This window comes from Vibrio sp. Vb0888, assembly GCF_033338835.1.
Classification (GTDB): domain Bacteria; phylum Pseudomonadota; class Gammaproteobacteria; order Enterobacterales; family Vibrionaceae; genus Vibrio; species Vibrio alginolyticus.
This window is the reverse complement of the sequence record NZ_JAWOTL010000003.1, coordinates 253,433-277,724: the sequence shown is the minus strand read 5'-3', so window position 1 is coordinate 277,724 and position 24,292 is coordinate 253,433. Positions and strand designations below refer to the sequence as shown.

At 43.1% G+C, this 24,292-nt stretch carries 22 protein-coding genes; 14 read left to right on the top strand and 8 right to left on the bottom strand.

The features are described from left to right. The first annotated feature begins 1 nt into the window (after position 1). The 8 genes from R7P72_RS07280 (at position 2) to uspE (ending at position 6,933) form a co-directional block, all read left to right on the top strand. Entirely contained in the window at positions 2 to 175 is a 174-nt protein-coding gene (locus R7P72_RS07280; protein WP_005377485.1) for a cbb3-type cytochrome oxidase subunit 3, read from the top strand. Then, a complete protein-coding gene (ccoP, locus tag R7P72_RS07275; RefSeq protein WP_005377487.1) occupies positions 175 to 1,149 on the top strand; it encodes a cytochrome-c oxidase, cbb3-type subunit III in 975 nt (324 codons plus the stop codon). Before R7P72_RS07280 ends, ccoP begins: the two co-directional genes overlap by 1 nt. A 105-nt stretch (positions 1,150 to 1,254) precedes the next feature. Continuing rightward, positions 1,255 to 1,731 carry a FixH family protein gene (locus R7P72_RS07270; protein ID WP_005377489.1) on the top strand — a complete coding sequence of 159 codons (477 nt, stop codon included), beginning with the start codon at positions 1,255 to 1,257 and terminating at the stop codon, positions 1,729 to 1,731. Between the two features lie 4 nt (positions 1,732 to 1,735). Next, complete coding sequence (locus tag R7P72_RS07265; protein WP_213907247.1) at positions 1,736 to 4,099, top strand: heavy metal translocating P-type ATPase; 2,364 nt, start codon at positions 1,736 to 1,738, stop codon at positions 4,097 to 4,099. Between the two features lie 15 nt (positions 4,100 to 4,114). Further along, positions 4,115 to 4,279, top strand: coding sequence for a cbb3-type cytochrome oxidase assembly protein CcoS (gene ccoS / locus R7P72_RS07260; protein WP_005377493.1), 165 nt, complete (start codon positions 4,115 to 4,117; stop codon positions 4,277 to 4,279). Between the two features lie 8 nt (positions 4,280 to 4,287). Continuing rightward, positions 4,288 to 4,968 (top strand): sulfite exporter TauE/SafE family protein, encoded by a 681-nt coding sequence (locus R7P72_RS07255; RefSeq protein ID WP_213885302.1) that lies wholly within the window; start codon positions 4,288 to 4,290, stop codon positions 4,966 to 4,968. A gap of 90 nt (positions 4,969 to 5,058) precedes the next feature. Next, on the top strand, positions 5,059 to 5,805 hold the full coding sequence (locus R7P72_RS07250) for an FNR family transcription factor (RefSeq protein ID WP_005377497.1): 747 nt from the start codon (positions 5,059 to 5,061) through the stop codon (positions 5,803 to 5,805). A gap of 180 nt (positions 5,806 to 5,985) precedes the next feature. Then, positions 5,986 to 6,933 (top strand): universal stress protein UspE, encoded by a 948-nt coding sequence (uspE, locus tag R7P72_RS07245; RefSeq protein ID WP_005377500.1) that lies wholly within the window; start codon positions 5,986 to 5,988, stop codon positions 6,931 to 6,933. Positions 6,934 to 7,073: 140 nt separating this feature from the next. On the opposite strand, the gene ttcA is transcribed toward uspE, so the two are convergent. The 4 genes from ttcA to R7P72_RS07225 all read right to left on the bottom strand — a co-directional run bounded on the left by ttcA (position 7,074) and on the right by R7P72_RS07225 (position 10,469). Beyond that, entirely contained in the window at positions 7,074 to 7,967 is an 894-nt protein-coding gene (gene ttcA / locus R7P72_RS07240) for a tRNA 2-thiocytidine(32) synthetase TtcA (protein WP_005377502.1), read from the bottom strand. Between the two features lie 199 nt (positions 7,968 to 8,166). Further along, entirely contained in the window at positions 8,167 to 8,829 is a 663-nt protein-coding gene (locus tag R7P72_RS07235; protein WP_025766641.1) for a DUF2987 domain-containing protein, read from the bottom strand. Positions 8,830 to 8,842: 13 nt separating this feature from the next. Continuing rightward, the gene (locus R7P72_RS07230; RefSeq protein ID WP_017634900.1) at positions 8,843 to 9,679 is read right to left on the bottom strand and encodes a glucosaminidase domain-containing protein; all 837 of its coding nucleotides are present in this window, start codon (positions 9,677 to 9,679) and stop codon (positions 8,843 to 8,845) included. After that, positions 9,672 to 10,469 carry a hypothetical protein gene (locus R7P72_RS07225; protein ID WP_005389175.1) on the bottom strand — a complete coding sequence of 266 codons (798 nt, stop codon included), beginning with the start codon at positions 10,467 to 10,469 and terminating at the stop codon, positions 9,672 to 9,674. Before R7P72_RS07225 ends, R7P72_RS07230 begins: the two co-directional genes overlap by 8 nt. A 400-nt stretch (positions 10,470 to 10,869) precedes the next feature. Between R7P72_RS07225 and potA the strand changes: the two genes are divergently transcribed. From potA to R7P72_RS07200, 5 genes are all read left to right on the top strand, one after another. Beyond that, complete coding sequence (potA, locus tag R7P72_RS07220; protein ID WP_047102297.1) at positions 10,870 to 11,985, top strand: spermidine/putrescine ABC transporter ATP-binding protein PotA; 1,116 nt, start codon at positions 10,870 to 10,872, stop codon at positions 11,983 to 11,985. After that, complete coding sequence (gene potB, locus R7P72_RS07215) at positions 11,966 to 12,826, top strand: spermidine/putrescine ABC transporter permease PotB (protein WP_005377512.1); 861 nt, start codon at positions 11,966 to 11,968, stop codon at positions 12,824 to 12,826. Before potA ends, potB begins: the two co-directional genes overlap by 20 nt. Beyond that, positions 12,826 to 13,596 carry a spermidine/putrescine ABC transporter permease PotC gene (gene potC, locus R7P72_RS07210; protein ID WP_005389180.1) on the top strand — a complete coding sequence of 257 codons (771 nt, stop codon included), beginning with the start codon at positions 12,826 to 12,828 and terminating at the stop codon, positions 13,594 to 13,596. Before potB ends, potC begins: the two co-directional genes overlap by 1 nt. 102 nt (positions 13,597 to 13,698) lie before the next feature. Continuing rightward, positions 13,699 to 14,730, top strand: coding sequence for an extracellular solute-binding protein (locus tag R7P72_RS07205; RefSeq protein ID WP_042522970.1), 1,032 nt, complete (start codon positions 13,699 to 13,701; stop codon positions 14,728 to 14,730). Positions 14,731 to 14,979: 249 nt separating this feature from the next. Beyond that, a complete protein-coding gene (locus tag R7P72_RS07200; RefSeq protein WP_033905298.1) occupies positions 14,980 to 16,017 on the top strand; it encodes an extracellular solute-binding protein in 1,038 nt (345 codons plus the stop codon). An 88-nt stretch (positions 16,018 to 16,105) separates the two neighbouring features. On the opposite strand, the gene cobB is transcribed toward R7P72_RS07200, so the two are convergent. Beyond that, positions 16,106 to 16,837, bottom strand: a complete 732-nt coding sequence (gene cobB / locus R7P72_RS07195) for a Sir2 family NAD+-dependent deacetylase (protein ID WP_213907246.1) — start codon at positions 16,835 to 16,837, stop codon at positions 16,106 to 16,108. 118 nt (positions 16,838 to 16,955) lie between these two features. Here cobB and R7P72_RS07190 point away from each other — a divergent pair, with 118 nt between their 5' ends. Continuing rightward, positions 16,956 to 17,129, top strand: a complete 174-nt coding sequence (locus R7P72_RS07190; protein ID WP_169695108.1) for a hypothetical protein — start codon at positions 16,956 to 16,958, stop codon at positions 17,127 to 17,129. Between the two features lie 32 nt (positions 17,130 to 17,161). Here R7P72_RS07190 and R7P72_RS07185 read toward each other — a convergent pair whose 3' ends face one another. The 3 genes from R7P72_RS07185 to R7P72_RS07175 all read right to left on the bottom strand — a co-directional run bounded on the left by R7P72_RS07185 (position 17,162) and on the right by R7P72_RS07175 (position 23,982). Then, on the bottom strand, positions 17,162 to 18,382 hold the full coding sequence (locus tag R7P72_RS07185) for an ammonium transporter (RefSeq protein WP_053307100.1): 1,221 nt from the start codon (positions 18,380 to 18,382) through the stop codon (positions 17,162 to 17,164). A gap of 322 nt (positions 18,383 to 18,704) precedes the next feature. After that, a complete protein-coding gene (locus tag R7P72_RS07180) occupies positions 18,705 to 19,604 on the bottom strand; it encodes an immunity 49 family protein (protein WP_213907245.1) in 900 nt (299 codons plus the stop codon). Beyond that, complete coding sequence (locus R7P72_RS07175) at positions 19,597 to 23,982, bottom strand: RHS repeat-associated core domain-containing protein (protein WP_213907244.1); 4,386 nt, start codon at positions 23,980 to 23,982, stop codon at positions 19,597 to 19,599. Before R7P72_RS07175 ends, R7P72_RS07180 begins: the two co-directional genes overlap by 8 nt. Positions 23,983 to 24,292: the final 310 nt, after the last annotated feature.

The following is a 24,292-nucleotide window of genomic DNA, read 5'->3' as shown; positions in this document are numbered from 1 at the left end:
TATGGATTTCGGTACAATTCATAGTATTTATACCGTTGTACTCTTCGCTAGTTTTATTGGCATCGTATGGTGGGCATTTAGTAAAAAGCGTAAAGCACGCTTTGAAGAAGATGCCAACTTGGTGTTTGCTGACGAAGAACAAAAGACCCCTAATAACCAAGGAGTGAAGAAGTAATGACTACATTCTGGAGTCTCTGGATTATCGTGATTACTGTCGGTACGCTAGTAGGCTGTGCGATTCTCCTGACTTGGTGCGCTAAAGATAAAATGGGCGTCGAGGAAGGGGAAGACATGGGCCACGAGTACGATGGTATTCGCGAGCTAAACAACCCTCTACCAAAGTGGTGGACTTACCTGTTTGTAAGCACATTTGTGTTCGCAGCAGTTTACCTTGCCCTATTCCCAGGTCTAGGTAGCTTCAAGGGCTTTTTAAACTGGCAGAGTTCGGCTCAAACCGTTCGCTCACTAGAAGAGTCAAAAGAAGCCATCGCTGCAGCACAAGAGAACAAGCAACTAAACCAATATGCAAAAGAACTGGATGATGCCGACGCTTACTTCGGCGAAGCATTCCGTAAACTTGCGCACAATGACAGTGGTCTACGCCCAATTCCTGAAATTGCGCAAGATCCTGAAGCATTAAAAGTTGGTCAGCGTTTGTTTTTGCAAAACTGTTCTCAATGCCATGGCTCTGATGCACGTGGTCAGAAAGGCTTCCCTAACCTGACTGATGATGCATGGCTATATGGTGGCGAGCCAGCAGCGATCGTTACAACCATCATGCACGGCCGTATTGGTCAAATGCCAGCATGGAAAGATGCCCTTGGTGAGCAAGGTGTTCAAGAAGTTGTAAGTTACACACTTAGTCTATCTGGTCGTAAAGTAAATGCTCGTGAAGCCGCGGCAGGTAAAGCACGCTTCGTAGTGTGTGCAGCTTGTCATGGTACCGATGGTAAGGGTAACCCTGCAGTCGGTGCGCCTGACCTTACAGACCAAGACTGGTTATTTGGTGACTCTCGTGCAGCTGTAACAGAAACCGTAATGAACGGACGCTCAGGCGTAATGCCTGCGTGGAAAGACATTTTGGGTGAAGATAAAGTTCAGCTCGTTGCCTCATATGTCTGGAGTTTAAGTAACTCAGAGAGTAAGTAACTGAGATATTACGTAACATAGCAATAACAGCCCCTTTCATAGGGGCTGTCTTTCCTTTAAATTTAACGCCTTACATTTTTTCATTTAGCTGTTGAGAACTTTTTTATGGTAAAGCCTTGGTATAAACAATTTTGGCCGTGGTTCCTAATCATCCTTCCTCTTACTGTCGTAGTTTGGACTGTGATTACTGTGGTCGTTTTCTCGAACAACTCTGTTTCTTTAGTCGCCGAGGATTACTATAAAAAAGGCAAAGGCATTAATATCGACATTAGTAAAATGAATGTCGCTCGTGACCTAGGTCTTAACGCTGAGATTTCCTCTGAAAATAACAATGTTGTGATTGTTTTCGCTAAAGGGAAGCTACCTCATTACCCTGCTCTAACGGCCACTTTCACTCATCGTACTCTTCCTGATCGTGACTTCACAAAGCTTGTAACAGCGGATGCATCTGGTAATTACCGACTAAAAGCTGAGGAATCTATTCAAGGACCATGGTTTGTTGAACTACAACCACACGACAAGCAATGGATGATCCAAGGTAAAGTTGAGTTTCCTGCCTCTTCAACACCGTTAATGAAGTAAGCATATGTGTAAATCCTGTTATCACTGCGGTGAAGATGTACCAGCCAACACGGATTTCAAAGTAGAAATATTGGGTGAAATTCGCGACATGTGTTGTCCGGGCTGCGAAACTGTGGCGCAGACTATTGTCGATAGTGGTCTTGTATCATATTACCAATACCGCACTGCGCCTGCAGAAAAGGCAGACCTAGTACCAGAGCAACTCCAAGCTTTAATTCATTATGACAATGCGGATGTACAATCTGAATTCGTACGAAATCGCGAAAATGTTTCTGAAGTAACCCTTTCTTTGGAAGGCGTTTCATGTGCCGCTTGTGCGTGGTTAATCGAAAAGCAAGTTTCTAATACGGCCGGGTTGGTATCTATCCGTGTTAATACAACCACCAATCGAGCGTTACTAGCCTGGGATAAAACTCAGGTACGGTTAAGCGAGCTCCTTTCCGTTATTCATAAACTTGGTTACAAAGCTGCACCTTTTGAAGCAGATAAGCAAGAAGCCTCTTACCATCGAATGATGAAGCAATATCTATATCGGCTAGGTATTGCAGGTTTAGCAACCATGCAGGTCATGATGCTCGCCGTTGCACTGTATCTCGAAGTCTTTGGTGATTTAGAGCCAGAGTTTAAAAGTTACTTTCGTTGGGTAAGTTTGATTTTTGCTACTCCTGTTTTGCTTTATTCCGCTCTTCCATTTTACTTAAACGCATGGCGCAGTATCAAAGGCCGAACCCTTGGTATGGATGTCCCGGTTTCTATTGCGTTGATCTTTGCCTATGTTGCAAGTTTAGTTGCAACAGTAACTGAACAAGGCGAAGTCTTCTTTGAATCTATCTCGATGTTTACCTTCTTTTTGTTAGTAGGTCGATTCTTAGAGATGCGCGCTCGTCGCAAAGCTGCTGCAGCGAGTGGTAACCTTCTTAAGTTGATTCCGGCAATTGCTACAACGCTGGACGGTGATCAGATACCCGTGAAGACGCTAAAAGTTGGCGATCGTATTCGCGTTCTACCTGGTGAACATATCCCCGCTGACGGTAAAGTTATTTCAGGCCGTATTCATATTGATGAATCCATGCTAACGGGTGAGTCAGTGCATGTTGTGAAACGAGAAGGCGATATTGTTTATGCGGGAACGCTAAACGGAGACGAATCATTTGAACTTGAGGTAGTAAGCTCAAAGGCCGATTCAATGATTTCTAACATCGTGCGTTTACAAGACGAAGCTCAACACTCCAAACCTAAAATTGCGGAAATTGCAGACATTGTCGCCCGTTACTTTGTTGGTGTGATTCTTATTATCTCTGCTGGTACTTGGTTTTACTGGCATCAAACAAAACCAGATGATGCGTTTTGGATCATGCTGTCTGTGCTAGTCGCTACGTGTCCATGTGCGCTATCTCTGGCCACACCGACCGCACTCACTTGTGCTACCTCTAGAATGGGTAATTTTGGCATTTTACTTCGTAAAGGCCATGTGTTTGAGACATTATGTAAGATCAACCACTTAGTTGTAGATAAAACAGGCACTCTAACGAAAGGTGATATTGAGATCTGTGATACAAAAGTGTTGAGTGATCTTCCAAAAGAAGATTGTCTCTCTCTAGCCGCAGCATTAGAAGCTCATGCAAACCATCCTATCGCTCGCTCTTTTGCAAGTTACGCCAATGATGACTTTATCGTGTCTGATGTGCAAAACGTGATTGGGTCAGGGATTGAAGGGATATGGAATGGCAAAATCGTTAAGATAGGCAGTGCGGCTTTTGTTCAAGGCAAAGAAAGTGGTGAAAGCCAGGCGGTCTATCTGTCGGTTGATGGCAAGCATGTCGCTAGCTTTTACTACCGCGACCCTATCCGAAAAGAAAGCAAAGCCTTTATTCAACGTTTTGCTGACGCTGGAATTAAGACAACCCTGCTAACTGGTGATTCTCTCTCAAACGCCCAACCAGTGGCGAATGAAATTGGTATCGATCACATCGTCGCGTCAGCAAAGCCAGAAGATAAGCTTGCATACCTTAAGAGCTTGGACGAAAACAGTATCACTATGATGGTTGGTGATGGAATCAATGACGCGCCGACTCTCGCCGGAGCTCACCTTTCTGTCGCAATGGGCGGTGGTACAGATGTCGCTAAAGCTTCTGCAGATATGACGTTACTTGGGGATAATCTCGAAAAGCTACTAGAAGCACGTTTGCTTGCACTGCGTACAAGAAAGATTATTCGAGAAAACTTGGCTTGGTCTTTGGGTTACAACCTGTTAATTTTGCCTTTGGCGGTCGCAGGTTTAGTGGCTCCCTACATTGCAGTAGTTGGCATGTCTGCAAGCTCAATTATCGTTGTATCTAACTCTTTGCGCCTGCTCAAAGAGAAATAAGTAGAGAAAGCAAACATGGAAAGTCTTTATATATTGATTCCCATCGCTATCGTTCTCGTTTGTGTTGCTGTCGCCGTTTTTCTTTGGGCGGTAAGAAGCGATCAGTTTGAAGATCTTGAACGGCAAGGGCACAACATTCTTCTCGACGAAGAAGACCAATCTAATAGTGATAAAAAGTAGCGACCTTTATGACTCCTGATTTTATCGGTGCGTTGATGATCGGCTTAGTAGGAGCCGGTCATTGTATGGGTATGTGTGGTGGTATCGCGTCTCTGCTTACCATGGGCTCTTCTGCTAAAAATAAAACCACCCCTCTTATCCCCCTCTTCTACAACCTCGGACGATTGATCAGTTATACCTTAATAGGAGCATTAGTGGGTGGTGCTATATCAGGTTTATCTGAGCTTAGTGGGTTAACGCATTCTCTTGCTTGGTTAAGGCTGATTGCTGCGTTATTCATGATTCTGGTCGCGCTGTATATTGCTAAATGGTGGCAAGGCTTACTTTTAATAGAAAAGCTAGGGCAGTATCTCTGGTGCTTTATCTCGCCGGCAGGGAAGAGTTTGTTGCCATTAAAGCATCCTCTTCACGCGTTGCCATTTGGCTTTATTTGGGGTTGGTTACCATGTGGTTTAGTTTATTCAGCGCTTACTTGGTCGGCGGTTTCTGGTAGTGCGATGAACGGCGGCCTAATTATGCTTGCGTTTGGGCTCGGAACGCTACCTGCAATGCTTATTATTGGATACGGTGCCAATCATTTTCAGAAATTACAAAAATCATTAATATTTAGAAATATTTCAGCATTAATCCTTATTGGCTATGGTACGTATACCGCTGTAGGAGCCTTAGCATTACTCGGTTTCATATAACGTTAAACTCTATTGAGGTGACATTTTTGCTACCCTTTAGGATTAAGCGATGCTAAAATATTGATGTATATCAAATAGTGAAAGGTTGTTATGATTTCTGAAAAACCTGCAACAAAGCGTATCCAATCAGGCGGTTGCGCCATTCATTGCCAAGATTGTAGCATTAGTCAACTGTGTATCCCGTTCACTCTAAATGAGGCAGAACTTGACCAGCTTGACCAAATCATCGAACGTAAGAAGCCTATTCAAAAAGGACAAGAGCTTTTTAAGGCCGGTGATGAGCTAAAATCGCTATACGCTATCCGCTCTGGTACCATCAAGAGCTATACGATCACAGAGCAAGGTGATGAGCAAATCACAGCGTTTCACTTAGCTGGAGACTTAGTCGGTTTCGATGCTATCACTGGTGACTCCCACCCTAGCTTTGCTCAAGCACTCGAAACGTCGATGGTATGTGAAATCCCATACGAAATTTTAGACGATCTATCGGGTAAAATGCCTAAGCTTCGCCAGCAAATCATGCGTTTGATGAGTAACGAAATTAAAGGTGATCAGGAAATGATTTTGCTTCTTTCTAAAAAGAACGCAGAAGAGCGACTAGCTGCTTTCCTTTACAACCTATCAACGCGTTTTTCTCAGCGTGGCTTCAGCCCTAGAGAGTTTCGTTTAACTATGACTCGTGGTGATATTGGCAACTACCTTGGTCTTACAGTCGAAACGATCAGTCGTTTGTTAGGTCGTTTCCAGAAATCTGAGATCCTAAGCGTAAAAGGTAAATATATCACTATCTTAGACCACGATGCATTGATGGAACTTGCTGGTGTAACTAAAGAATAATACACCCTAATTATTGATGTAGCTCGAAAATGAGCTACATCATATTTCTCATAAATTCCTTTCGAAAGTCCTCAAAAAGTTCTCCAAACTAAGCTACAGTAAAAATGTACGGTGAGTACTCCAAAATACTGATTTAATTTACATTCAGAATCTGGTTTTGCAATAGAAGTGGGCTTAGTTATGAGTATATACAGTAAGATCCTTGTTGTAGCTGACATCAATAATGATGAGCAGCCCGCACTTGCAAGAGCTGTTCAATTAGCTCAGAAAAGTGTATCTAGAAGCCGAATCACTTTCTTTTTATCCATTTACGATTTCTCGTATGACATGACGTCAATGCTATCAGTGGATGAAAGAGATGCTATGCGTCGAGGTGTCATTCATCAGCGTGAGCAGTGGATGCGTAAAATTGCTCAACCATACCTAAACGATGGCTTCGACTTTGATGTTTGTGTTGTCTGGCACAACCGTCCTTATGAGGCGATTATTGCTGAAGTCTATGCAGGCAATCATGACCTAGTCATCAAAGGCACACGTAAGCATGATGTTTTAGAGTCTGTCATTTTTACACCGACAGATTGGCACTTGTTGCGAAAATGCCCTATTCCAGTGCTTCTTATTAAGAATGCTGCTTGGCCGGAACAAGCAAGTATCCTTGCCTCAGTACATGTGGGCTCAGAAAACCCGACTCATATTGATCTCAACGATACGATGGTCGAGCGATTAAAAGAAATCACCACTCGGCTTGAGGCCAAGCCATATCTTGTTAACGCCTACCCCGTTACACCGGCGAACATTACGATTGAACTTCCTGAATTTGACCCAACGACTTATACCGATGCAGTGCGAGGTCATCATTTAACGGCTATGAAAGCACTACGCCAAAAACATGGTCTTGATGAAGAACAAACGATAGTTGAGCAAGGTTTACCTGAAGATGTCATTCCGGCAGCTGCAGAGCGCTTGAATGCTGCAATGGTTATTTTAGGTACTACAGGGCGAACTGGGCTTTCTGCTGTCTTTATTGGTAATACAGCGGAGCACGTAATTGATAAAATAAATTGCGATGTGTTGGCTCTAAAACCAAAAGGCTACATTAGCCCTCTCGACCCAAATACAGCAACCTAATCTCTCCTTAGTATTGCTATGTATTGAGCGCTTTCAAATAAGCGCTAATAAATCCCCCCAATACAGGGGGATTTTTGTTTGGGAACAGTTAAAGCGTTGGGTACAAAAAAGGAGGTCTAATTGACCTCCTTTTTTACGAGTTAGATGTTCGTAACATCGATGAACATTGATTCATCAATATTCGTCGAAGAAACGACAGCCTCATTAAATTCATACTCTTCGCGGTTACCTTCACGATCTAGCGGTAAGTTAACAAAGTCGAACAATTCGCGGTCTGCTAGTTGGCTTGGGCTTACGTTTTGAATTGATTTAAAAATCGCTTCCACACGCCCTGGCGTCTTCTTATCCCATTCAATCAACATTGCTTTTATAGATTGACGCTGAAGATTCTCTTGAGAGCCACAAAGGTTACACGGAATAATTGGGAAATCCTTGTGCTCAGCGTATTTGATCAGATCTTTTTCACGACAGTAAGTCAATGGACGAATGACCACGTTACGACCATCATCAGAGCGTAGCTTTGGTGGCATCGCTTTAAGGCGAGAGCCGTGGAACATATTCAAGAACATTGTTTCGACGATGTCATCCATGTGATGACCTAGCGCAAGCTTAGTTGCACCAATCTTCTCTGCAAATGAATACAGCGTACCACGTCGCAGGCGTGAACACAGACCACAAGTGGTTTTGCCTTCTGGTACCTTCTCTTTTACGACGGAATAAGTGTCCTTATCGACAATATAGTAAGGGATATTCAGTGTTTCGAAATACTCTGGCAGAATGTGCTCAGGGAAGCCCGGTTGTTTTTGGTCTAGGTTTACCGCAACCACTTCAAATTTGATCGGTGCGGCTTTTTGAAGATTCAGCAGGATATCAAGCATCGCGAATGAATCTTTACCACCGCTAATACATGCCATCACAACATCGCCTTCTTCGATCATGTTGTAATCAGTAATGGCATTTCCAACATGTCTTCTCAGGCGTTTCTGAAGCTTGTTGAATTCTAGGGTTTCTTTTCTTGTATCTATTTGGTTCATTGCGGGCTCTCACATCGCCGATAAATCGACTAGGACTTCCTAACATGGGTTTCTTTGGGGCGTGGATTATACGAGCTTTTTACGCAGGATTAAATGCTTGTCTTATTGAGTCTTTAAGAAAAGAGTGTGAAAGATACTTTAGTTACGGTCACAACTGAAAAAAGAGCCGCAATTGCAGCCCTTTCTAAACTCTCAGTGTTCACTTCTTTGCGTTAGGCAGATAAGGTAGCACTCGCATCGTCGGTTCTGGTAGTGTCATTGTGCCACCTTGCCCTATTTCACTTAGTGCGACTTGTATCTTGCCATTGACAATTGGCTTTTCGGTTCCGTTTGAGAAAATCACTTTATCATTCAGTTGATTTGCAAACTCCATCGTCACACCTTGAACCTCCGGTGTAAACCAACCCGCAAACATACCGCCTAAATCTTCCAGCATCGTCTGCATTTGAGGTAGAAGAGGCTTAAGTTGGTCGTAAGAAACGTTACCCTGTAATGGTTCTTTGGTCATCACAACAAGTGAGTAATCGCAACGTGTATCTTTTGGGGTATCGACAAAAACCAACGGATTAGCTGACTTTAAGTTTTTATCAACAGGTAAAGGCAACTCTTGTGAAGCAGGGATAACAAACTCTTCATAGTGCTCTTCTTTTTCCATCCAAGCTTTTTCTATCATACAAATTTGTTTAGTTTTTGCGTCCACAAAAAAGACACCAACTTTCACATCGTCATGCCCTTCTTTATTGTTGTTTTTTAGTTGAGTATATAACTTTGAGTACGTGAACATGTACTCTTGAGCTTGGGTTATCGGCGATGCAAGAATTAGCGCCGCACTTCCCAACAGACTTAGGCTTAACTTTTTCATTTTATCCGTTATTTTATTGCGTCCAGTAGGCGTTGTTATGACGAATCATAGCGCGAAGATCGTGTACATAGGCGATGCCACGTTCAGAATAGGCTAGCAACCCATGCGTTAACTCTGACGCGGTTGCGACCGTTAACAAGCCCTTGTTCTTTTCAGCCAGAGATGTTCTGATTTCACGCAGGTCTGCATACGCTGGGTTTCGATTAACATTCATAAAGTAGCCATGAACAGACTGTTGTACAGAATCGAATTTTTCAACTTCATGAACTTTGTTAGCGCCACGTTGCGCTGGAACAATTCCACAGCCCTTTTTATAACACCATTGGCCGAACAAGTTGTTTGCTTGAGTAGCAAAACGAGAAGTGCCCCACGCAGATTCATTTGCCGCTTGAGTTAGAACCAACGCTTCTGGTAAGACGTTCACTCTCACAAGCATCTCGTCTAGCCATGCTTGATCAATCTTATCGTTACTCAAGGGCAACGAATACAGAGATGATAACCGCTGAGCATACTCTTGTTGTTCTTGCGTCACTTGTCCCACCTTTAAAGAGGTAAGAAAGGCCCGCTCATGACGAATTCGTTGATTCTCAAGAGCAATTTTAGGCCTTAAAAAATCAAAAAAAGCAGCTTTTTTCTCTTTCGTATCTTTTATTGAATTGAAGTCTGGGATATCACCGATGTATGGCAAGTGTGATAAATCGACATGCTTAATCTTGCCAGAGAGTACGTCAGGATTTTCCACATATTTAAACTGTTTCTCGTAGTGTAAATATGGGCCTATAGAAATGAAAGTGGCGGCTATACAGGTTGCCGCCACTCGTAAACTTATTGATTTCAAAGAATTAGGCATCAAACACCTGTGAGTTACCATCGTGATCATTATCGTTTTTCTGTGTTGTAACGATCTTAAGCTTAATTCCAAACATTTCGCGGTAGAGTATGCCTTTCAAATGGAAGAAGAATGGCAGCACAAAAATCAAGCCAATACCGTAGAACATTGCTGCAATAATAAACATTAACATCACGCCTAAGTAAAGCCCCGCGACTACAAAAATCTTCTTGTTGATTGCGCGAAGTGATAACAGCAACGCTTGCATTGGTGGCACCCTTTTCTCACAAATCAACAAAATAGAGTGACTAAATGCCAAGGAAAGATACAGCGACAGTAAAGGAAAAATCATACCAACCACACCTTGTAGCATTAAGCTCATGAGCGTTGCTAGAATAACAGGAATGGTGAACTGCAACCCCTTTCCAACATGGCGCAACTTAGTCTTCAGGCCGGCGACATGGCTCATAGCCATCAAGCTGATCCCCGCATAAATTGGTGCGCTAATCACCTCATAACTGAAATTCGCGACATAAATAGAAGACACAATATCGTTTGTGAACGACTCTGGGTTCTCAAATGCATCAAGAATAACGCTCAAATCGCCCAACTGCAGTTTTAATGCAATATAGAAAATACCTAACTGGACAAAAAGCAATACAATAATGGCAGGAGAAAATGATAAAAAGTGCTGGATGGTTGCTCGCCAAGCTTCGTTAAAAACCGCGCCAGCTTTAAGCTCGTAGTTGCCAGACAAAGCTCGCTCTACACTCCCCCCAAGATTGAAATCTTTCTCAAAATCGTCGTTCATAGTTTATCCAAGACTAACTTGTAAAATTTTGACTGGAATTCCAGTCAATTAATGTAATCGTCATTATAAAGAAATCTTTCCACATCTAACATCACAACTCACCTACAATCCTTGCAATCTCAACTGTATGGTTGATAATTGACCACTTTCAAGGTCATGAAATTGAAACAATTGTTGAACAAAGTTTAGTGCTATCAAACTGTGTCTAGATGCCAATTAATCTCATAAAAACAGTATGGTAAGGAATGATGGCTTTTTCCTGCAAAATTATTTCTGTTTCAAGATAAGAAAATGCTTTAATTTCACACTTTTGGTGATTATGATGCGCGCCTCAAAAGTGAATGGTTAGTGTCACATCAGCTGGGATAATCCCGGCTTGAACGTGGGGGAAATACAGACGTTGAACGCAAAACCGCAAGCAGGAAAGCCAGTTATTCGTTTATCTGGTATTAGTAAAAGTTTCGATGGTAAGGAAATCATCGGTAATTTAAATCTGGATGTTAATCATGGTGAATTTCTGACGATTCTCGGGCCTTCTGGTTGTGGTAAGACAACAGTTTTACGCATGATTGCAGGTTTTGAAACGGCAGATAACGGTCAAATTATTTTGGATGACCAGGATGTAACACAGGTTCCTGCAGAGCAAAGGCACGTCAACACGGTATTTCAGAGTTATGCACTCTTCCCTCATATGACCGTATTTGAAAACGTTGCTTTTGGTCTTCGCATGCAGAAAACACCTGCAGCAGAGATCGAGCCACGAGTTATGGATGCGCTTCGCATGGTTCGCCTAGAAAAAATGGCACAGCGTAAGCCTCACCAACTTTCTGGTGGTCAACAACAACGTATCGCCATTGCGCGTGCGGTTGTGAACAAGCCAAAAGTACTGCTGCTAGATGAATCTCTATCTGCACTTGATTACAAACTGCGTAAGCAAATGCAAATCGAGCTTAAACAGCTTCAGCGTCAGCTTGGTATTACCTTTATCTTCGTTACGCACGATCAGGAAGAAGCCCTATCGATGTCTGACCGCATTATTGTAATGCGCGATGGTGTTATCGAGCAGGATGGTTCTCCACGTGAGATTTACGAAGAGCCGAAGAACCTATTTGTTGCTCGCTTTATCGGTGAGATCAACGTATTCAACGCAACCATGCTAGAGCGTATCGACGAGAAACGTATCCGTGCAGAAATCGAAGGTGTCGAATCTGTTGTTTACTACGATCAGGAAGCGCAAGCAGGTGAAAAACTGCAAGTACTACTTCGCCCAGAAGACTTACGTATCGAAGAGATCAAAGAGTCTGAAGAAAAAGGCATCGTAGGTCACGTAACAGAGCGTACCTATAAAGGTATGACGCTTGATTCAGTTATCCAATTGGATTCGGGCATGCGTGTAATGGTTAGCGAATTCTTTAACGAAGATGATCCTGATGTGGACCACTCACTTGGCCAGAAAGTCGCTATCACTTGGGTTGAGAGCTGGGAGGTAGTCCTCAATGATAAGCAAGAAGATTAATCTTCAAAACGCGATCATTACCTTAATCGTCGGTTGGTTAACACTTTTCGTGTTGGTACCAAATGTGATGATTATCGGTACGAGTTTCTTAACGCGTGATGAAGCAAACTTAATCGAAATGACATTTACTTTCGACAACTACTTACGTCTACTCGACCCCTTGTATGCGAAAGTGCTGATGCACTCGTTCTACATGGCGATCGTGGCGACGTTGTTGTGTTTAGTAATTGGTTACCCATTTGCTTACATCATAGCGAAAATGCCAGAGAAATGGCGCCCATTTATGTTGTTCTTAGTTATCGTACCTTTTTGGACAAACTCTCTTATCCGTACTTACGGCCTGAAGATTGTTCTGGGTACACAAGGTATTTTGAACAAATCATTAATGGCGATGGAAATCATCGATAAGCCATTACGTATTATGTACACCGAAACAGCAGTAATGATTGGTCTTGTGTACATCCTGCTTCCATTTATGATTCTGCCGCTTTACTCGGCAATCGAGAAGTTGGACAACACTTATATCGAGGCGGCGAAAGATCTTGGTGCGAACAAGTTCCAAACCATTACGAAAGTGATTCTACCTCTGACAATGCCTGGCATTATCGGTGGTTGTTTGTTGGTTCTGCTACCAGCACTAGGTATGTTCTACATCTCTGACCTTCTTGGTGGTGCGAAGAACCTACTGATTGGTAACGTTATTAAGAGCCAAGTATTGAACGCTCGTGACTGGCCATTTGGTGCTGCGACCAGTATCGCCCTCACCTTCGCAATGGCTGTGATGCTTTACGCTTACTACAGAGCAGGCAAACTATTGAATAAGAAAGTGGAGCTAGACTAATGGGACGCACAGTTAGATTTAGCTTTATGGCGCTGGTGTATGCATTTTTGTATCTGCCAATCATCGTCTTAATTGTTAACTCATTTAATGCCAACAAATTTGGTATGAAATGGGGTGGTTTCACCACGAAATGGTACGAAACCTTAGTAAATAACGACAGCCTAATGCAAGCTGCATGGCATTCATTGAACGTAGCGGTATTCTCAGCGACAGCAGCAACCATCATTGGTAGCTTAACGGCCGTTGCCCTATTCCGTTACTCGTTCAAAGGTAAAGGTGCGGTAAACGGCATGCTGTTTGTCGTGATGATGTCTCCCGATATTGTAATGGCGATTTCATTACTTGCTCTGTTCCTAGTATTAGGCGCACAGCTTGGCTTCTTTACACTATTGATTGCTCACATCACCTTTTGTCTACCATTCGTTGTGGTAACTGTATACAGCCGCTTAAATGGCTTTGATGTGAAAATGTTGGAAGCAGCAAAAGACCTTGGTGCAAGCGAGTGGGTTATCTTGAAACAGATCATCCTTCCTCTCGCTAAACCAGCGGTTGCCGCAGGTTGGTTATTGAGCTTTACCCTGTCTTTGGACGATGTGATCATCAGCTCGTTTGTAACGGGTCCAACATACGAAATCTTGCCATTGAAGATTTACTCCATGGTTAAGGTGGGCATTTCACCGGAAGTGAACGCCCTAGCAACGGTGATGTTGATTGTTTCTTTGGTCTTGGTAGTAATTTCTCAGTTGCTAGCAAGAGAAAAAGTGAAGTAGAATCCGCACCTGTTAACATCACGAAACAGAATGGTTACATGCCATTCTGTTTTTCTATCTATCGTCCAAAATTGGACAACGTTTGGTTTGGAGCTAACGTCAATGAAAAAATGGGCTACTCTATTAGCTGGTAGTGCATGTGCGCTTTCTCTGTTCTCTGGTACAGCGACAGCGGATGATAAAGAACTAGTATTTATGAACTGGGGTCCTTACATCAACAGTAATATCCTAGAGCAATTTACTAAAGAAACTGGCATCAAAGTGATCTACTCGACTTACGAGTCGAACGAAACTTTGTATGCAAAGCTAAAAACCCATAACCAAGGTTATGACCTAGTAGTACCTTCAACGTACTTCGTGGCGAAGATGCGTGACGAAGGCATGCTACAAAAGATCGATAAGACTAAGCTGAAAAACTTCGGCAACCTAGATAAAAACTACCTAGACAAGCCTTACGATCCAAGTAACGACTACTCTATCCCACACGTTGTTGCGATTACAGGCCTAGCGGTTAACGCAGATATGTACGATCCAAACGACTTCCAAAGCTGGGCTGACCTATGGAAGCCTGAGCTTGAAGGTCAAGTAATGTTGATGGACGACACTCGTGAAGTGTTCCATATCGCTCTGCGTAAACTTGGCTACTCAGGTAACTCAAAAGACCCTAAGCAAATCGATGAAGCGTACGCTGAGCTACAAAAGTTGATGCCTAACGTTTTAGTTTTCAACTCTGACAACCCTGGCGCACCTTACATGTCTGGTGAAGTGGGCATTGGTATGCTTTGGAACGGTAGCGCCGCAGCGGCACAAAGTGAAGGCCTGAACCTTAAACTCGTTTTTCCTAAAGAAGGCGGTATCGGCTGGGTTGATAACTTCGCTATCTCTTCCGGTGCGAAGAACGTAGAAGCCGCTCACAAGATGATTGACTTCCTACTGCGCCCAGAAATCGCAGAGCAAATCTCTCGTGATACTGGCTACCTAACGGCGGTGGAAGAATCGAATGCTAAGTTTAAAGACGTTGCCCCACTGTTCCCTTCTCAAGAAGACCTTGACCGCGTTGAATGGCAAGATGCGGTTGGTGATCTAACCGTTAAGTACGAAGATTATTTCCTCAAGCTGAAAGCGGGACAATAATCTAGCTTGTGTAACAAGTCATCAACCATAGGAAAATAGGCAGCAATACGCTGCCTATTTTTGTCTTAGGCTGATATAATCGCGCGTTGCTAGGTTTATTTGTCTTGGTATCATAGATTTATCGTCTCATAACAAGGAGACAACGATATTCAAGCTAAATGAACATATTTGTGCTTACTGCGATTTGGCTCAAATTGATAACTCCAACTAGTATTGACTTGTCCAATCGCGAAACAAAACGGAAAACAAATGAAAAGTAAATTCTACGCAAGCGCTCTATGTGCAGCGACGCTCATCGCTACCCCTGCAATGGCTGCTGATCAAGAACTGTATTTCTACAACTGGTCGGAATACATTCCAAACGAAGTTCTTGAAGACTTTACAAAAGAAACTGGAATCAAAGTTATTTACTCTACATACGAATCTAACGAGAGTATGTATGCAAAACTAAAAACTCAAGGTTCTGGTTACGACTTGGTAGTACCGTCTACCTATTTCGTCTCTAAAATGCGTAAAGAAGGCATGCTACAACAGATCGACAAAGAGAAATTATCTCATTTTGCCGATCTTGATACTAACTTCCTAAACAAACCGTTCGATCCGAACAACAACTACTCTATCCCATACATTTGGGGGGCGACCGGTATTGGTATCAATGCTGACATGCTAGACAAGTCATCGGTTTCTAAATGGGATGATTTCTGGGATAGCAAGTGGGAAGGTCAACTAATGCTGATGGATGATTCTCGCGAAGTATTCCACATTGCATTGACTAAGCTTGGTTACTCACCAAACACGACTAACCCAGAAGAAATCAAAGCCGCTTACGAAGAACTGAAAAAGCTAATGCCAAACGTATTAGTATTTAACTCAGACTTTCCTGCAAACCCTTACCTTGCGGGTGAAGTTTCACTAGGCATGCTTTGGAACGGTTCTGCATACATGGCTCGTCAAGAAGGCGCGAACATCGACATCATCTGGCCAGAAAAAGGCACTATCTTCTGGATGGACAGCCTAGCAATTCCAACTGGCGCAAAGAACGTTGACGCCGCTCATAAGATGATCGATTTCCTACTACGTCCTGAGAATGCAGCTAAAATCGCACTAGAGATTGGTTACCCTACTCCAGTTAAAACGGCACACGATCTGCTACCGAAAGAATTTGCTAATGATCCAAGCATCTTCCCACCACAAGAAGTGATGGACAGCGGTACTTGGCAAGATGAAGTTGGCGAAGCGAGCGTAATGTACGATGAGTACTTCCAAAAGCTAAAAGTGAACAACTAATTCGTTAGTTTTAAAGATATGAAAAAGCGGCTCATGAGCCGCTTTTTTGCTCTTAATGACAAGACAAAAACTCTTCCTGTTGAAGTTATTACGCTCTTTCTTTTCCTTCTAGAGCCAGTATCTCGTCAACTAATTTTGGAACCTCAACGCTTGCTTTTCCGTAGCGTTTTTCCTCAAATTCACTTTCTACCGCACTAGGTTCTAGGTTAATTTCAATGGTATGTGCGCCGTGCATTTTTGCATCATGAACAAAACCTGCTGCGGGATACACAACGCCAGAAGTCCCAATCGAAATAAACAAATCTGCTTCTTCTAATGACGCGTAGATATCACCCATTCGCAGTGGCATTTCACCAAACCAAACAATATGTGGTCGCATTTGTGAAGGGATCTGACAACAATGACAAAGCTCGCCGGTCTTAATGTCCTCATTGTGCTCTACTACTTGGCTAGATTCACTACAGCGGGCCTTGAGCAACTCACCATGCATGTGAATCACATTCTGACTGCCTCCTCTTTCGTGAAGGTTGTCTATATTTTGAGTGATGACCGTCACTTTACCTTCTAACTCAGCCTCTAAACGACCCAATGCTTCATGCGCTGCATTAGGCTTTATCGCATTATCTTGAAGTTTCTTGCGGCGTTGGTTGTAAAAATCTTGAACAAGGTCCGGATCGCGAGCAAACCCTTCAGGCGTTGCTACATCTTCGATACGGTGATTCTCCCATAGGCCATCTTGCGCACGAAATGTTTGAATACCAGATTCGGCCGAGATACCTGCACCAGTAAGTACTACAATATTTCTATAAGGGAAATTCATAACTCATCCTTGCTGTTTTTTCATTAGCTTAACACTGAAAGAATAGCAACAGTAGTAATATGGATTAGACCATAGTCGTAATGGTCACTATTAGAATTACAATTTAAGAGGAACAGCAATGAGACAAGTATCTCTAGCGTTTATATTGCTTATGACTTTGGCAGGCTGTCAACTTACCAATGTTGAAGGCGAAGTCGATGATGTAAAGGTAAGAGTCAGCACCAATGATGATGACCATCGAGGTAATGGTAATTTCTGTCCTCCGGGCCAAGCCAAGAAAGACAATTGCTAAAAGAGCGGCTTTATGCCGCTCCCATATTGGCCTCAATCCTCGTTGGTCGAAGATATTTTATGAATGGCTAGGTCAGCGCCATTGAATTCGTCTTCTTCTGAAAGCCTCAGTCCCATACTGGTATTAATCGCACCGTAGACTACAAGTGCACCAAGCGCTGCGATGGAAAGGCCCAAAAGCGTTCCTAGAAGCTGAACGATAATGCTCACGCCACCTAGCCCACCCAATGCGCTTTGACCAAAAATCCCAGCGGCAATACCACCCCAAGCGCCACATACACCGTGTAAAGGCCAGACACCCAGCACATCATCAATCTTGGTTTTGTTTTGTAGGTGGGTAAAAAGATAAACAAATAGCACGCCAGCAATCGCACCTGTCACTAAAGCACCGATAGGATGCATTAAGTCTGAGCCCGCACATACAGCAACCAAGCCAGCCAGTGGGCCATTATGAATAAAGCCAGGGTCATTCTTACCAGCCAACAATGACGCGACAATGCCTCCGACCATTGCCATCAATGAGTTCATAGCCACCAAGCCACTTATGCCTGACACAGTTTGAGCTGACATGACGTTGAAGCCAAACCACCCCACACATAAGATCCAAGCTCCCAAGGCCAAAAATGGAATATTCGAAGGTGCAAAGTTGGTGTGCTTTCCTGCTCGAACTCTGCCTTTTCTCATGCCCAAAAACACGACGGCAACAAGCGCTATCCAGCCGCCAACACCATGCACAACGACTGAACCTGCAAAATCGTGGAAGCCATAACCAAAGGTATTTTCAAACCAAGCTTGAACACCAAAGTTTCCGTTCCAGATCATTCCCTCAAATAACGGGTATACGATGCCGACAGTGAAAAATGTTGCGATTAGAATCGGATAAAAACGAGCTCGTTCTGCAATACCACCAGAAACAATAGCAGGAATCGCTGCAGCGAAAGTCAGCAAGAAAAAGAACTTCACCAACTCGTAACCATTGCCTTGAGATAACGTCTCTGCATCGGCAAAGAAGGTGCCGCCATAAGCGACCCAGTATCCAATGAAAAAATACGCAATGGCGGAAATACCGAAATCGGCCAAGATTTTAACTAAAGCATTAACTTGGTTCTTTTGGCGCACGGTTCCTACTTCAAGAAAAGCAAAACCAGCATGCATCAAAAAAACCATGATTGCGCCAAGTAGTAAGAAAAGTGTGTCGGAACTTTGCGTGAGAGTTTGTACAGCGCCGTGTACCTGATTGGCAGTTACACTCATTATGATTGTCTCCGTTGATCTGTAGCGCACTTATCCTGTGCATCAAAGTTAGGCTCATCACCAATTTGGTGAACTTAATTTATAGAGCGTCTAACAGAGCAATTCTCATTCCACAATTTACATTTCTAACACTTACACTTTAATTTATTGTTTTGTATGAACTTTAATAAAACTACGCATTCTTGAAATGGTGCTTAACACGCTAATAAGTGCACCAATATGGTTTTAGTGCACCAACATAATGCGCACCATATAGCTCAACAAAACGTAAAAGCCACCTCATGAGAGGTGGCTTATATACTGAATTGCTAACTAAAGGGGTTTATCGAGTGATCTTCCCTGCTTTTACATCTTCTAACCAACGTCCTTCGACAAGATAGGGAGGAAGCCAACCAGTTTCAACAGATAGACGGTTGCCTTTGTCGTACCACATGCAAGCCATGCCAAGCAGAGGGAAGTTGATAAAAGTTCTGATGCCTATCCTATCTGGTCCTAATTCTCTAAGATGATATTTCTCTTGGAACTGTAGGTTTTTAACGAGCGCTTCCTCAAAATCATAACCAATATTAGTAGTGAGCGCTGCGAAGGTTTCTAGGATCCCCATCGCAATTTCCAACGCCCAGTTATCTCCTTGAGCTACCGCCGCGTCCATTGCTGAAACCAGCTTATCAGGATAATCTGATGTGCGATTGTGGAACGACTGAATGACGTCTACTAGCATATAAGACAGCTCACCCGCTTTGGTAGAGCTCTGTCTCATCAAAGAAATCGGAAAGTTCGCCAACACATCCATGCTAGCTTTGTCACGGACGATGACAGAGGTAAAATAGGCATCTAACCATCGATTAGGGTGTAAGCATCCAGTTTTCAAAATACCTTCACCTTTCCAGGTCACTTCTGGATAATCAGGTAATTTAATGCTTTGAGGCTCGCTTGGTTTGATGGCAAGTTGATGGTAAAAAGCACGCATCAATGATGATTCATATAGGCATAGCGTGCCGATTCTCTCATCATCATCTAATGGAGGTAACCATGTATACAAACGGAGCTGATAAGAAATACCATCGCTCAAGTAAACCAAGTTTTCTCGTTTTATAGATATGCGCCTTTTCCTTTTGTCTAAGCTCTCTTTTATCTCTTCTCGATAAGCTTCTCTTTCAAAATCACTTAGTTCAACATGAGCTACTCGTTCAACCTTTTTTACCTTTGAGTTATCAACCATTTCTGAACTCTCCTATATCTATATCAAACTCTTTTGCTATGAACTTGGAAACCTTACCACTAGAAGATATTTCTGCTTGCGTATGTACATAACGTATTGGTATACCATCTTGAATAGCAGAGTTAATGCTATTAGCAGCTGCCTTTTCTGTAGTCCCATATTTCTTACTGTCCATCAAAGATACTATTTCTGTCGCATATTCAGTTGTCCCTTGCTGATATGCCATATTTCCAATCTTGCGGCTGCCCAGCGGGCTGCTCCCTCCTTTAGCCTCAACAATTATAATTTCACCTGGTGGCGGCTCTTCCACCTCGTAAACCATATCAAAGTCGCCCGGCTTCGAAATTGAGGTTCCAATATCTTTGGGATGAAGCAGCTTAGCATTAGGACGTTTACTCCGGACAAAGTCATCCGCGGCCAACTCACCTATTTTTGCAGACTGTTGGTTAATATTACCAATTTGAGCGTTATATCCCTCTTCGCCAGCTCGAGCGTCGATTGCCTCTTGACGCTCTTTTAAGCATTCGTCAATTTTTTCTTTGTTTCTTTCTGTTAGCTCATAATCACTCGTATTGAGTTCAGAGTTTTCTTTATACTCTGCTTTATTCAGCACAAGATCTTCAGTAAAGATCGTGCAACCTTCTTCCCCGCCAACTTTCTCTGAGTCAAAAACATGCGCATTTACAAATTCCTCAATCCCAACAACATACTGAACTTCGTGCCTGCTGCCATCTGAATGATTGATATGACGATAAAAAGTAATTTCATTTTTCTCGCAATCAATATGGTCTAAATCGTATTCATATCGAATATGATTTTTACCTTTGGGTTTTCGGATTTTGACTTGCGAGCGAACGCCATCTTCTCCGACGGATGATTCTTTTGCTGCCTCTAAAATCTGATCGCAAACCTCTTGGGGGACATCGCTTTGCGCCTGATACGCTGCCAACATTTGACCCAAGCGTTTTAACCCTTCTTCACAAAGGAAACCTGTTGGATCAATCCACTGGATAGGATTGACTGCATATTGGTAATGGTTAATGCCACCAGCAATAGATATCGGATCTTGTTGGATAAAGCGTCCTAGCTTAGGATCGTAATACCGAGCGAGGTTGTAGTGTAAGTCGGTTTCTTGATCGAAGTACTGCCCTTGAAAACGCAGTGGATTTACTACTTTTTCAATATGTACATGAGCAAAGCCATGAGCATCGTAGCTGGCACTCCATACAACATTCCCCTCGCAATCGATCAGTCGCTCTGGTTTACCAACTTGATCGCACTGGTACCAATAAATAACGTCATTTTCTAGCAGTGCCACTGGCGTGTAGGTTTCTGGTTGATATAGGTACCAGCGGAAAGCGCATGAAGAGCGTTCACCAATTAAACGTTCCCCTTCCCACAAGAACTCCGTAACGCCTTGTTGTGTAATTTTCTTCGTCCTGCGCCCTAATGCATCATATTCATATTGACTGATGCCATCGTCGGTGTGAACTTCAATGAGCTGATTTAACGCATCAAATACGCGAGTCTGAACATGTCCTTGCCCCTCACGTTTTGTCTGGTTTCCTTGCGCGTCATATTTGAACCGGACACCATCGTGTACTTCAATACGATCAGCGAATACCTCTGAAGATGGCAAAGTAGGATTGCCAAAACTATCGTATTCAAACTTAGTCACTTCTCCGGAAGCATTGACTCGTTTCAGTTGCCCTAAGGCATCGTACTGATAGTGCGTTGCTCCTGCCGTATTATCAATGATTGATGAAATACGGTTTTGCGCATTGTAAACGTACTTTTTCTCTCTATCTGGCCAATGTTGTTCAACCAAACGACCAACACCATCATAAATGATGCGCTCATTAAAATGTGCCGTTTCAATTTGGGAAACTCGTCCCATTTCATCGTAATGAAATTTGATTTGAGGTAAATCTAGGTTTCCAAACCGAATCGCTGAAAAACGCCCATATCGATCATAAGAGAAGTTCAGCTCCGTATTATCTGGCAGTACCTGAGATACGCGTTGGCCAACTCTGTTAAACTCCTGCGCTATCTCAAACTGACCTTGAATGCGCTTTGTTAAATGCCCGAATGAAGAGTATTGGTATTGCAATGTTTGATGGCGATTGGAGGCGAACGTAAGTCGCCCACCAAGCGTATAATTAAAGTGGTGCTCTACAATACCGCTAGCATTTCCTGCTTTGACGTGCTTGAGATAACCCGCAGCGTCATAGCGGTACAGCACGGTCCTATCGGCGACTTGCTTACGATGGATCCGCCCCATATCGTCATAATCAAATTGGCTTTGTAGATTATCAAACCCGATAGTTCCTGACAGCTGGCCTTCATCGTCATACAGGAATTCGAACTCTAAGCCGTCACTCCGAACTAATTTAGTCAGGTTACGTTGTTGATCGTATTCGTAAGAAATATGGCTGCCATCGGGAAAGATGACTGCTTCTTGTTGCGCGAGTGATCCCCATTGATACGAGGTAATGCCTGCTGGCGTTCGAATCTGAGCAACACGGCTGTGCTCATCGTAAGAATATTCTTCGCTATAACCGACTTTGTCTTCGTCGTTAAAATAACGAACTGATGTACGCCTGCCAAATTGATCATAAGCGAGTTGAGCAATACACCCATCGGGATAAGCAACGCCATTCACCAGATCTTCTTCGTTGTAGCTGTAACGAAGTAATGTACCGTCTATTTCATTCGCGATAAGTCTTTGTTGTTCATCCCACCACCATTGACTTTTCTTACCATCTTCAGACTCTTTTTTGACGACTTGACCGTGTTTATCGTAATCATATTCCGTGACACAGCCGAACTGATCGGTATCCCAAACTCTTTGACCGAGGCTATTGTAGTAAGCCTTCTCGATATCCCCATCAGGTGAAACCGTTTTAACTAACTTACCTAAGCCGTCATAACCATATTGAATTTCTTTTCCAGAGGAATGAAACTTAGAGACTAATTGACCATGCTGATTATATTGATAATTGACCGTTGACTGATCAGGATAGATAGCTTGTGCTTTTCGTCCTAATTCATCATATTGCCATCGCCAAGTTTTACCTGTGGGGCTTATTTTCTCGAGTAAATTACCCTGCTCGTCATGCAAGAAAGACCATTGATGATCTAACGAGTCAGAATAAGAAGAATGATTTCCCTGATAATGGAAGCGATAGTCATAAATTCCTGCGTCCCCAACGTTCCTGATACAGTTCGCGTTAGCACCTTCGCCATCCCATTCAAAATAATGAGTAAAGCCAGTTGGTCGTACACGCTTAACAATTAAATGGCCGCGGTATTGATACTGTTCCTTCAAGCCCAAATGATTAGTTGCACTGACCAAATCATCGTGCTCATCATAGGTATAAGTTGTCAGAACTTTTTGGGACTTTGCATTAAGCAGTTCTACAAGGCGTCCTTGCTTATCATATTGACATTCAAGAACCGGACGCTTGTTATATGCGATCTCGATCAATCGATGGTTTCGAGAATACTGCAATTGAAACGTTGAAAACGTGCCATTTCTAACTTGTTTAACAAGCCAGCGATCATCTTTTTGCTCAAACCGATATTGATGCCCATTAGCGAGCGTTACAATCCGAGTTGTTGAGCTCAGGAAGTAACAGCTCGCACCAGCGTATATTTGATAACTTGTTGCTCCAATATTTACTGGCTCAAATTCTGTGATATCGGCCTTATCGTCAACAAACTCCCAAGCGATAACATTGTCTTTCTCGTCCGTCTTTTCGCGTAATTCAAACTGAAATGCATGTCGCCAACCAAAGCCCATTCCATGATTTACATCCGACTGCGAAGAGCGGTAAGTACGCTGCCAAGTAGTACCTTGTTGTAGCTCGATATCATAGAGTTCGAGAATTTCTTCACCCGTCACAAGTGATACAGGATCACCGGCTTTCTCATGTTTTTCGCTGCTTTGTTGCTGAGGCTTGGCGGATGCGGCACTTCTGCCACTCTTTTTATTCGACTTCCCCTTTCCCTTCGATGGTTTTGCATTGACGGTATTTTGAGTCGGTGGAGGCGTAACCGCTGACGAGAGTGCGTAGTTTTCGCCGGTAGGTACAATTCGAGCGACATGCAAATCACCGTTCACCAAAGCATTGGCAAACGTTGAATTATAGTGTTGGGAAGTAAGCTCACCGTCAGGTATGTTTGGCTTGAATTGACCAATCGCATAGAACAAGTCCTCGACAGAGCGAAGGTCAAGCTCACCAAAGCTCTCAAGAAACTCTATTGCCTCTTGTTTGGTCACGAATGTTTTAGGTTCGCCGCTAGTAAGTAACTGACCAGAGAAGTGATAACTTTCGCCAAAGCGATTCGTGATAGGAATGACGAATTGAGGGATCATAGCCGTAACGTGTTTGTCCTTTTCTTACCTTGCCGCATCATTTAATGCTCGTTTCGCTCTTTTTATTTGTGAGAGCAAGATGCCTTAATCAAACATCCTCCGATAGAGATTCCTCTGTATGCGTAGACTGAATGTATTGATGGCAATTTTCACGTATGCAACTCTTTGAATTTCTGAGCGCAGCGTACTTTAACGGGACGATGAATCCTGAGTAAATGAACAATAGCGTGAGTGAGACTAATGTCTCATCGTGACGCGATTTTTTTACATGTTTCTTACTTAACTATGATTTTCTGCCCAGTTACGTAAA

Bases quoted from the DNA above. Each gene is read 5' to 3' on its own strand.
- R7P72_RS07255 (WP_213885302.1), top strand. From the start codon at position 4,288: ATGACTCCTGATTTTATCGGTGCGTTGATGATCGGCTTAGTAGGAGCC.
- R7P72_RS07250 (WP_005377497.1), top strand. From the start codon at position 5,059: ATGATTTCTGAAAAACCTGCAACAAAGCGTATCCAATCAGGCGGTTGC.
- potB (WP_005377512.1), top strand. From the start codon at position 11,966: ATGATAAGCAAGAAGATTAATCTTCAAAACGCGATCATTACCTTAATC.
- ccoS (WP_005377493.1), top strand. From the start codon at position 4,115: ATGGAAAGTCTTTATATATTGATTCCCATCGCTATCGTTCTCGTTTGT.
- ccoP (WP_005377487.1), top strand. From the start codon at position 175: ATGACTACATTCTGGAGTCTCTGGATTATCGTGATTACTGTCGGTACG.
- R7P72_RS07230 (WP_017634900.1), bottom strand. From the start codon at position 9,679: ATGCCTAATTCTTTGAAATCAATAAGTTTACGAGTGGCGGCAACCTGT.
- R7P72_RS07175 (WP_213907244.1), bottom strand. From the start codon at position 23,982: ATGATCCCTCAATTCGTCATTCCTATCACGAATCGCTTTGGCGAAAGT.
- R7P72_RS07185 (WP_053307100.1), bottom strand. From the start codon at position 18,382: ATGAGTGTAACTGCCAATCAGGTACACGGCGCTGTACAAACTCTCACG.
- R7P72_RS07190 (WP_169695108.1), top strand. From the start codon at position 16,956: ATGAGACAAGTATCTCTAGCGTTTATATTGCTTATGACTTTGGCAGGC.
- R7P72_RS07180 (WP_213907245.1), bottom strand. From the start codon at position 19,604: ATGGTTGATAACTCAAAGGTAAAAAAGGTTGAACGAGTAGCTCATGTT.
- R7P72_RS07270 (WP_005377489.1), top strand. From the start codon at position 1,255: ATGGTAAAGCCTTGGTATAAACAATTTTGGCCGTGGTTCCTAATCATC.
- R7P72_RS07265 (WP_213907247.1), top strand. From the start codon at position 1,736: ATGTGTAAATCCTGTTATCACTGCGGTGAAGATGTACCAGCCAACACG.
- R7P72_RS07205 (WP_042522970.1), top strand. From the start codon at position 13,699: ATGAAAAAATGGGCTACTCTATTAGCTGGTAGTGCATGTGCGCTTTCT.
- R7P72_RS07280 (WP_005377485.1), top strand. From the start codon at position 2: ATGGATTTCGGTACAATTCATAGTATTTATACCGTTGTACTCTTCGCT.
- potC (WP_005389180.1), top strand. From the start codon at position 12,826: ATGGGACGCACAGTTAGATTTAGCTTTATGGCGCTGGTGTATGCATTT.
- R7P72_RS07225 (WP_005389175.1), bottom strand. From the start codon at position 10,469: ATGAACGACGATTTTGAGAAAGATTTCAATCTTGGGGGGAGTGTAGAG.
- R7P72_RS07200 (WP_033905298.1), top strand. From the start codon at position 14,980: ATGAAAAGTAAATTCTACGCAAGCGCTCTATGTGCAGCGACGCTCATC.
- ttcA (WP_005377502.1), bottom strand. From the start codon at position 7,967: ATGAACCAAATAGATACAAGAAAAGAAACCCTAGAATTCAACAAGCTT.
- R7P72_RS07235 (WP_025766641.1), bottom strand. From the start codon at position 8,829: ATGAAAAAGTTAAGCCTAAGTCTGTTGGGAAGTGCGGCGCTAATTCTT.
- uspE (WP_005377500.1), top strand. From the start codon at position 5,986: ATGAGTATATACAGTAAGATCCTTGTTGTAGCTGACATCAATAATGAT.
- cobB (WP_213907246.1), bottom strand. From the start codon at position 16,837: ATGAATTTCCCTTATAGAAATATTGTAGTACTTACTGGTGCAGGTATC.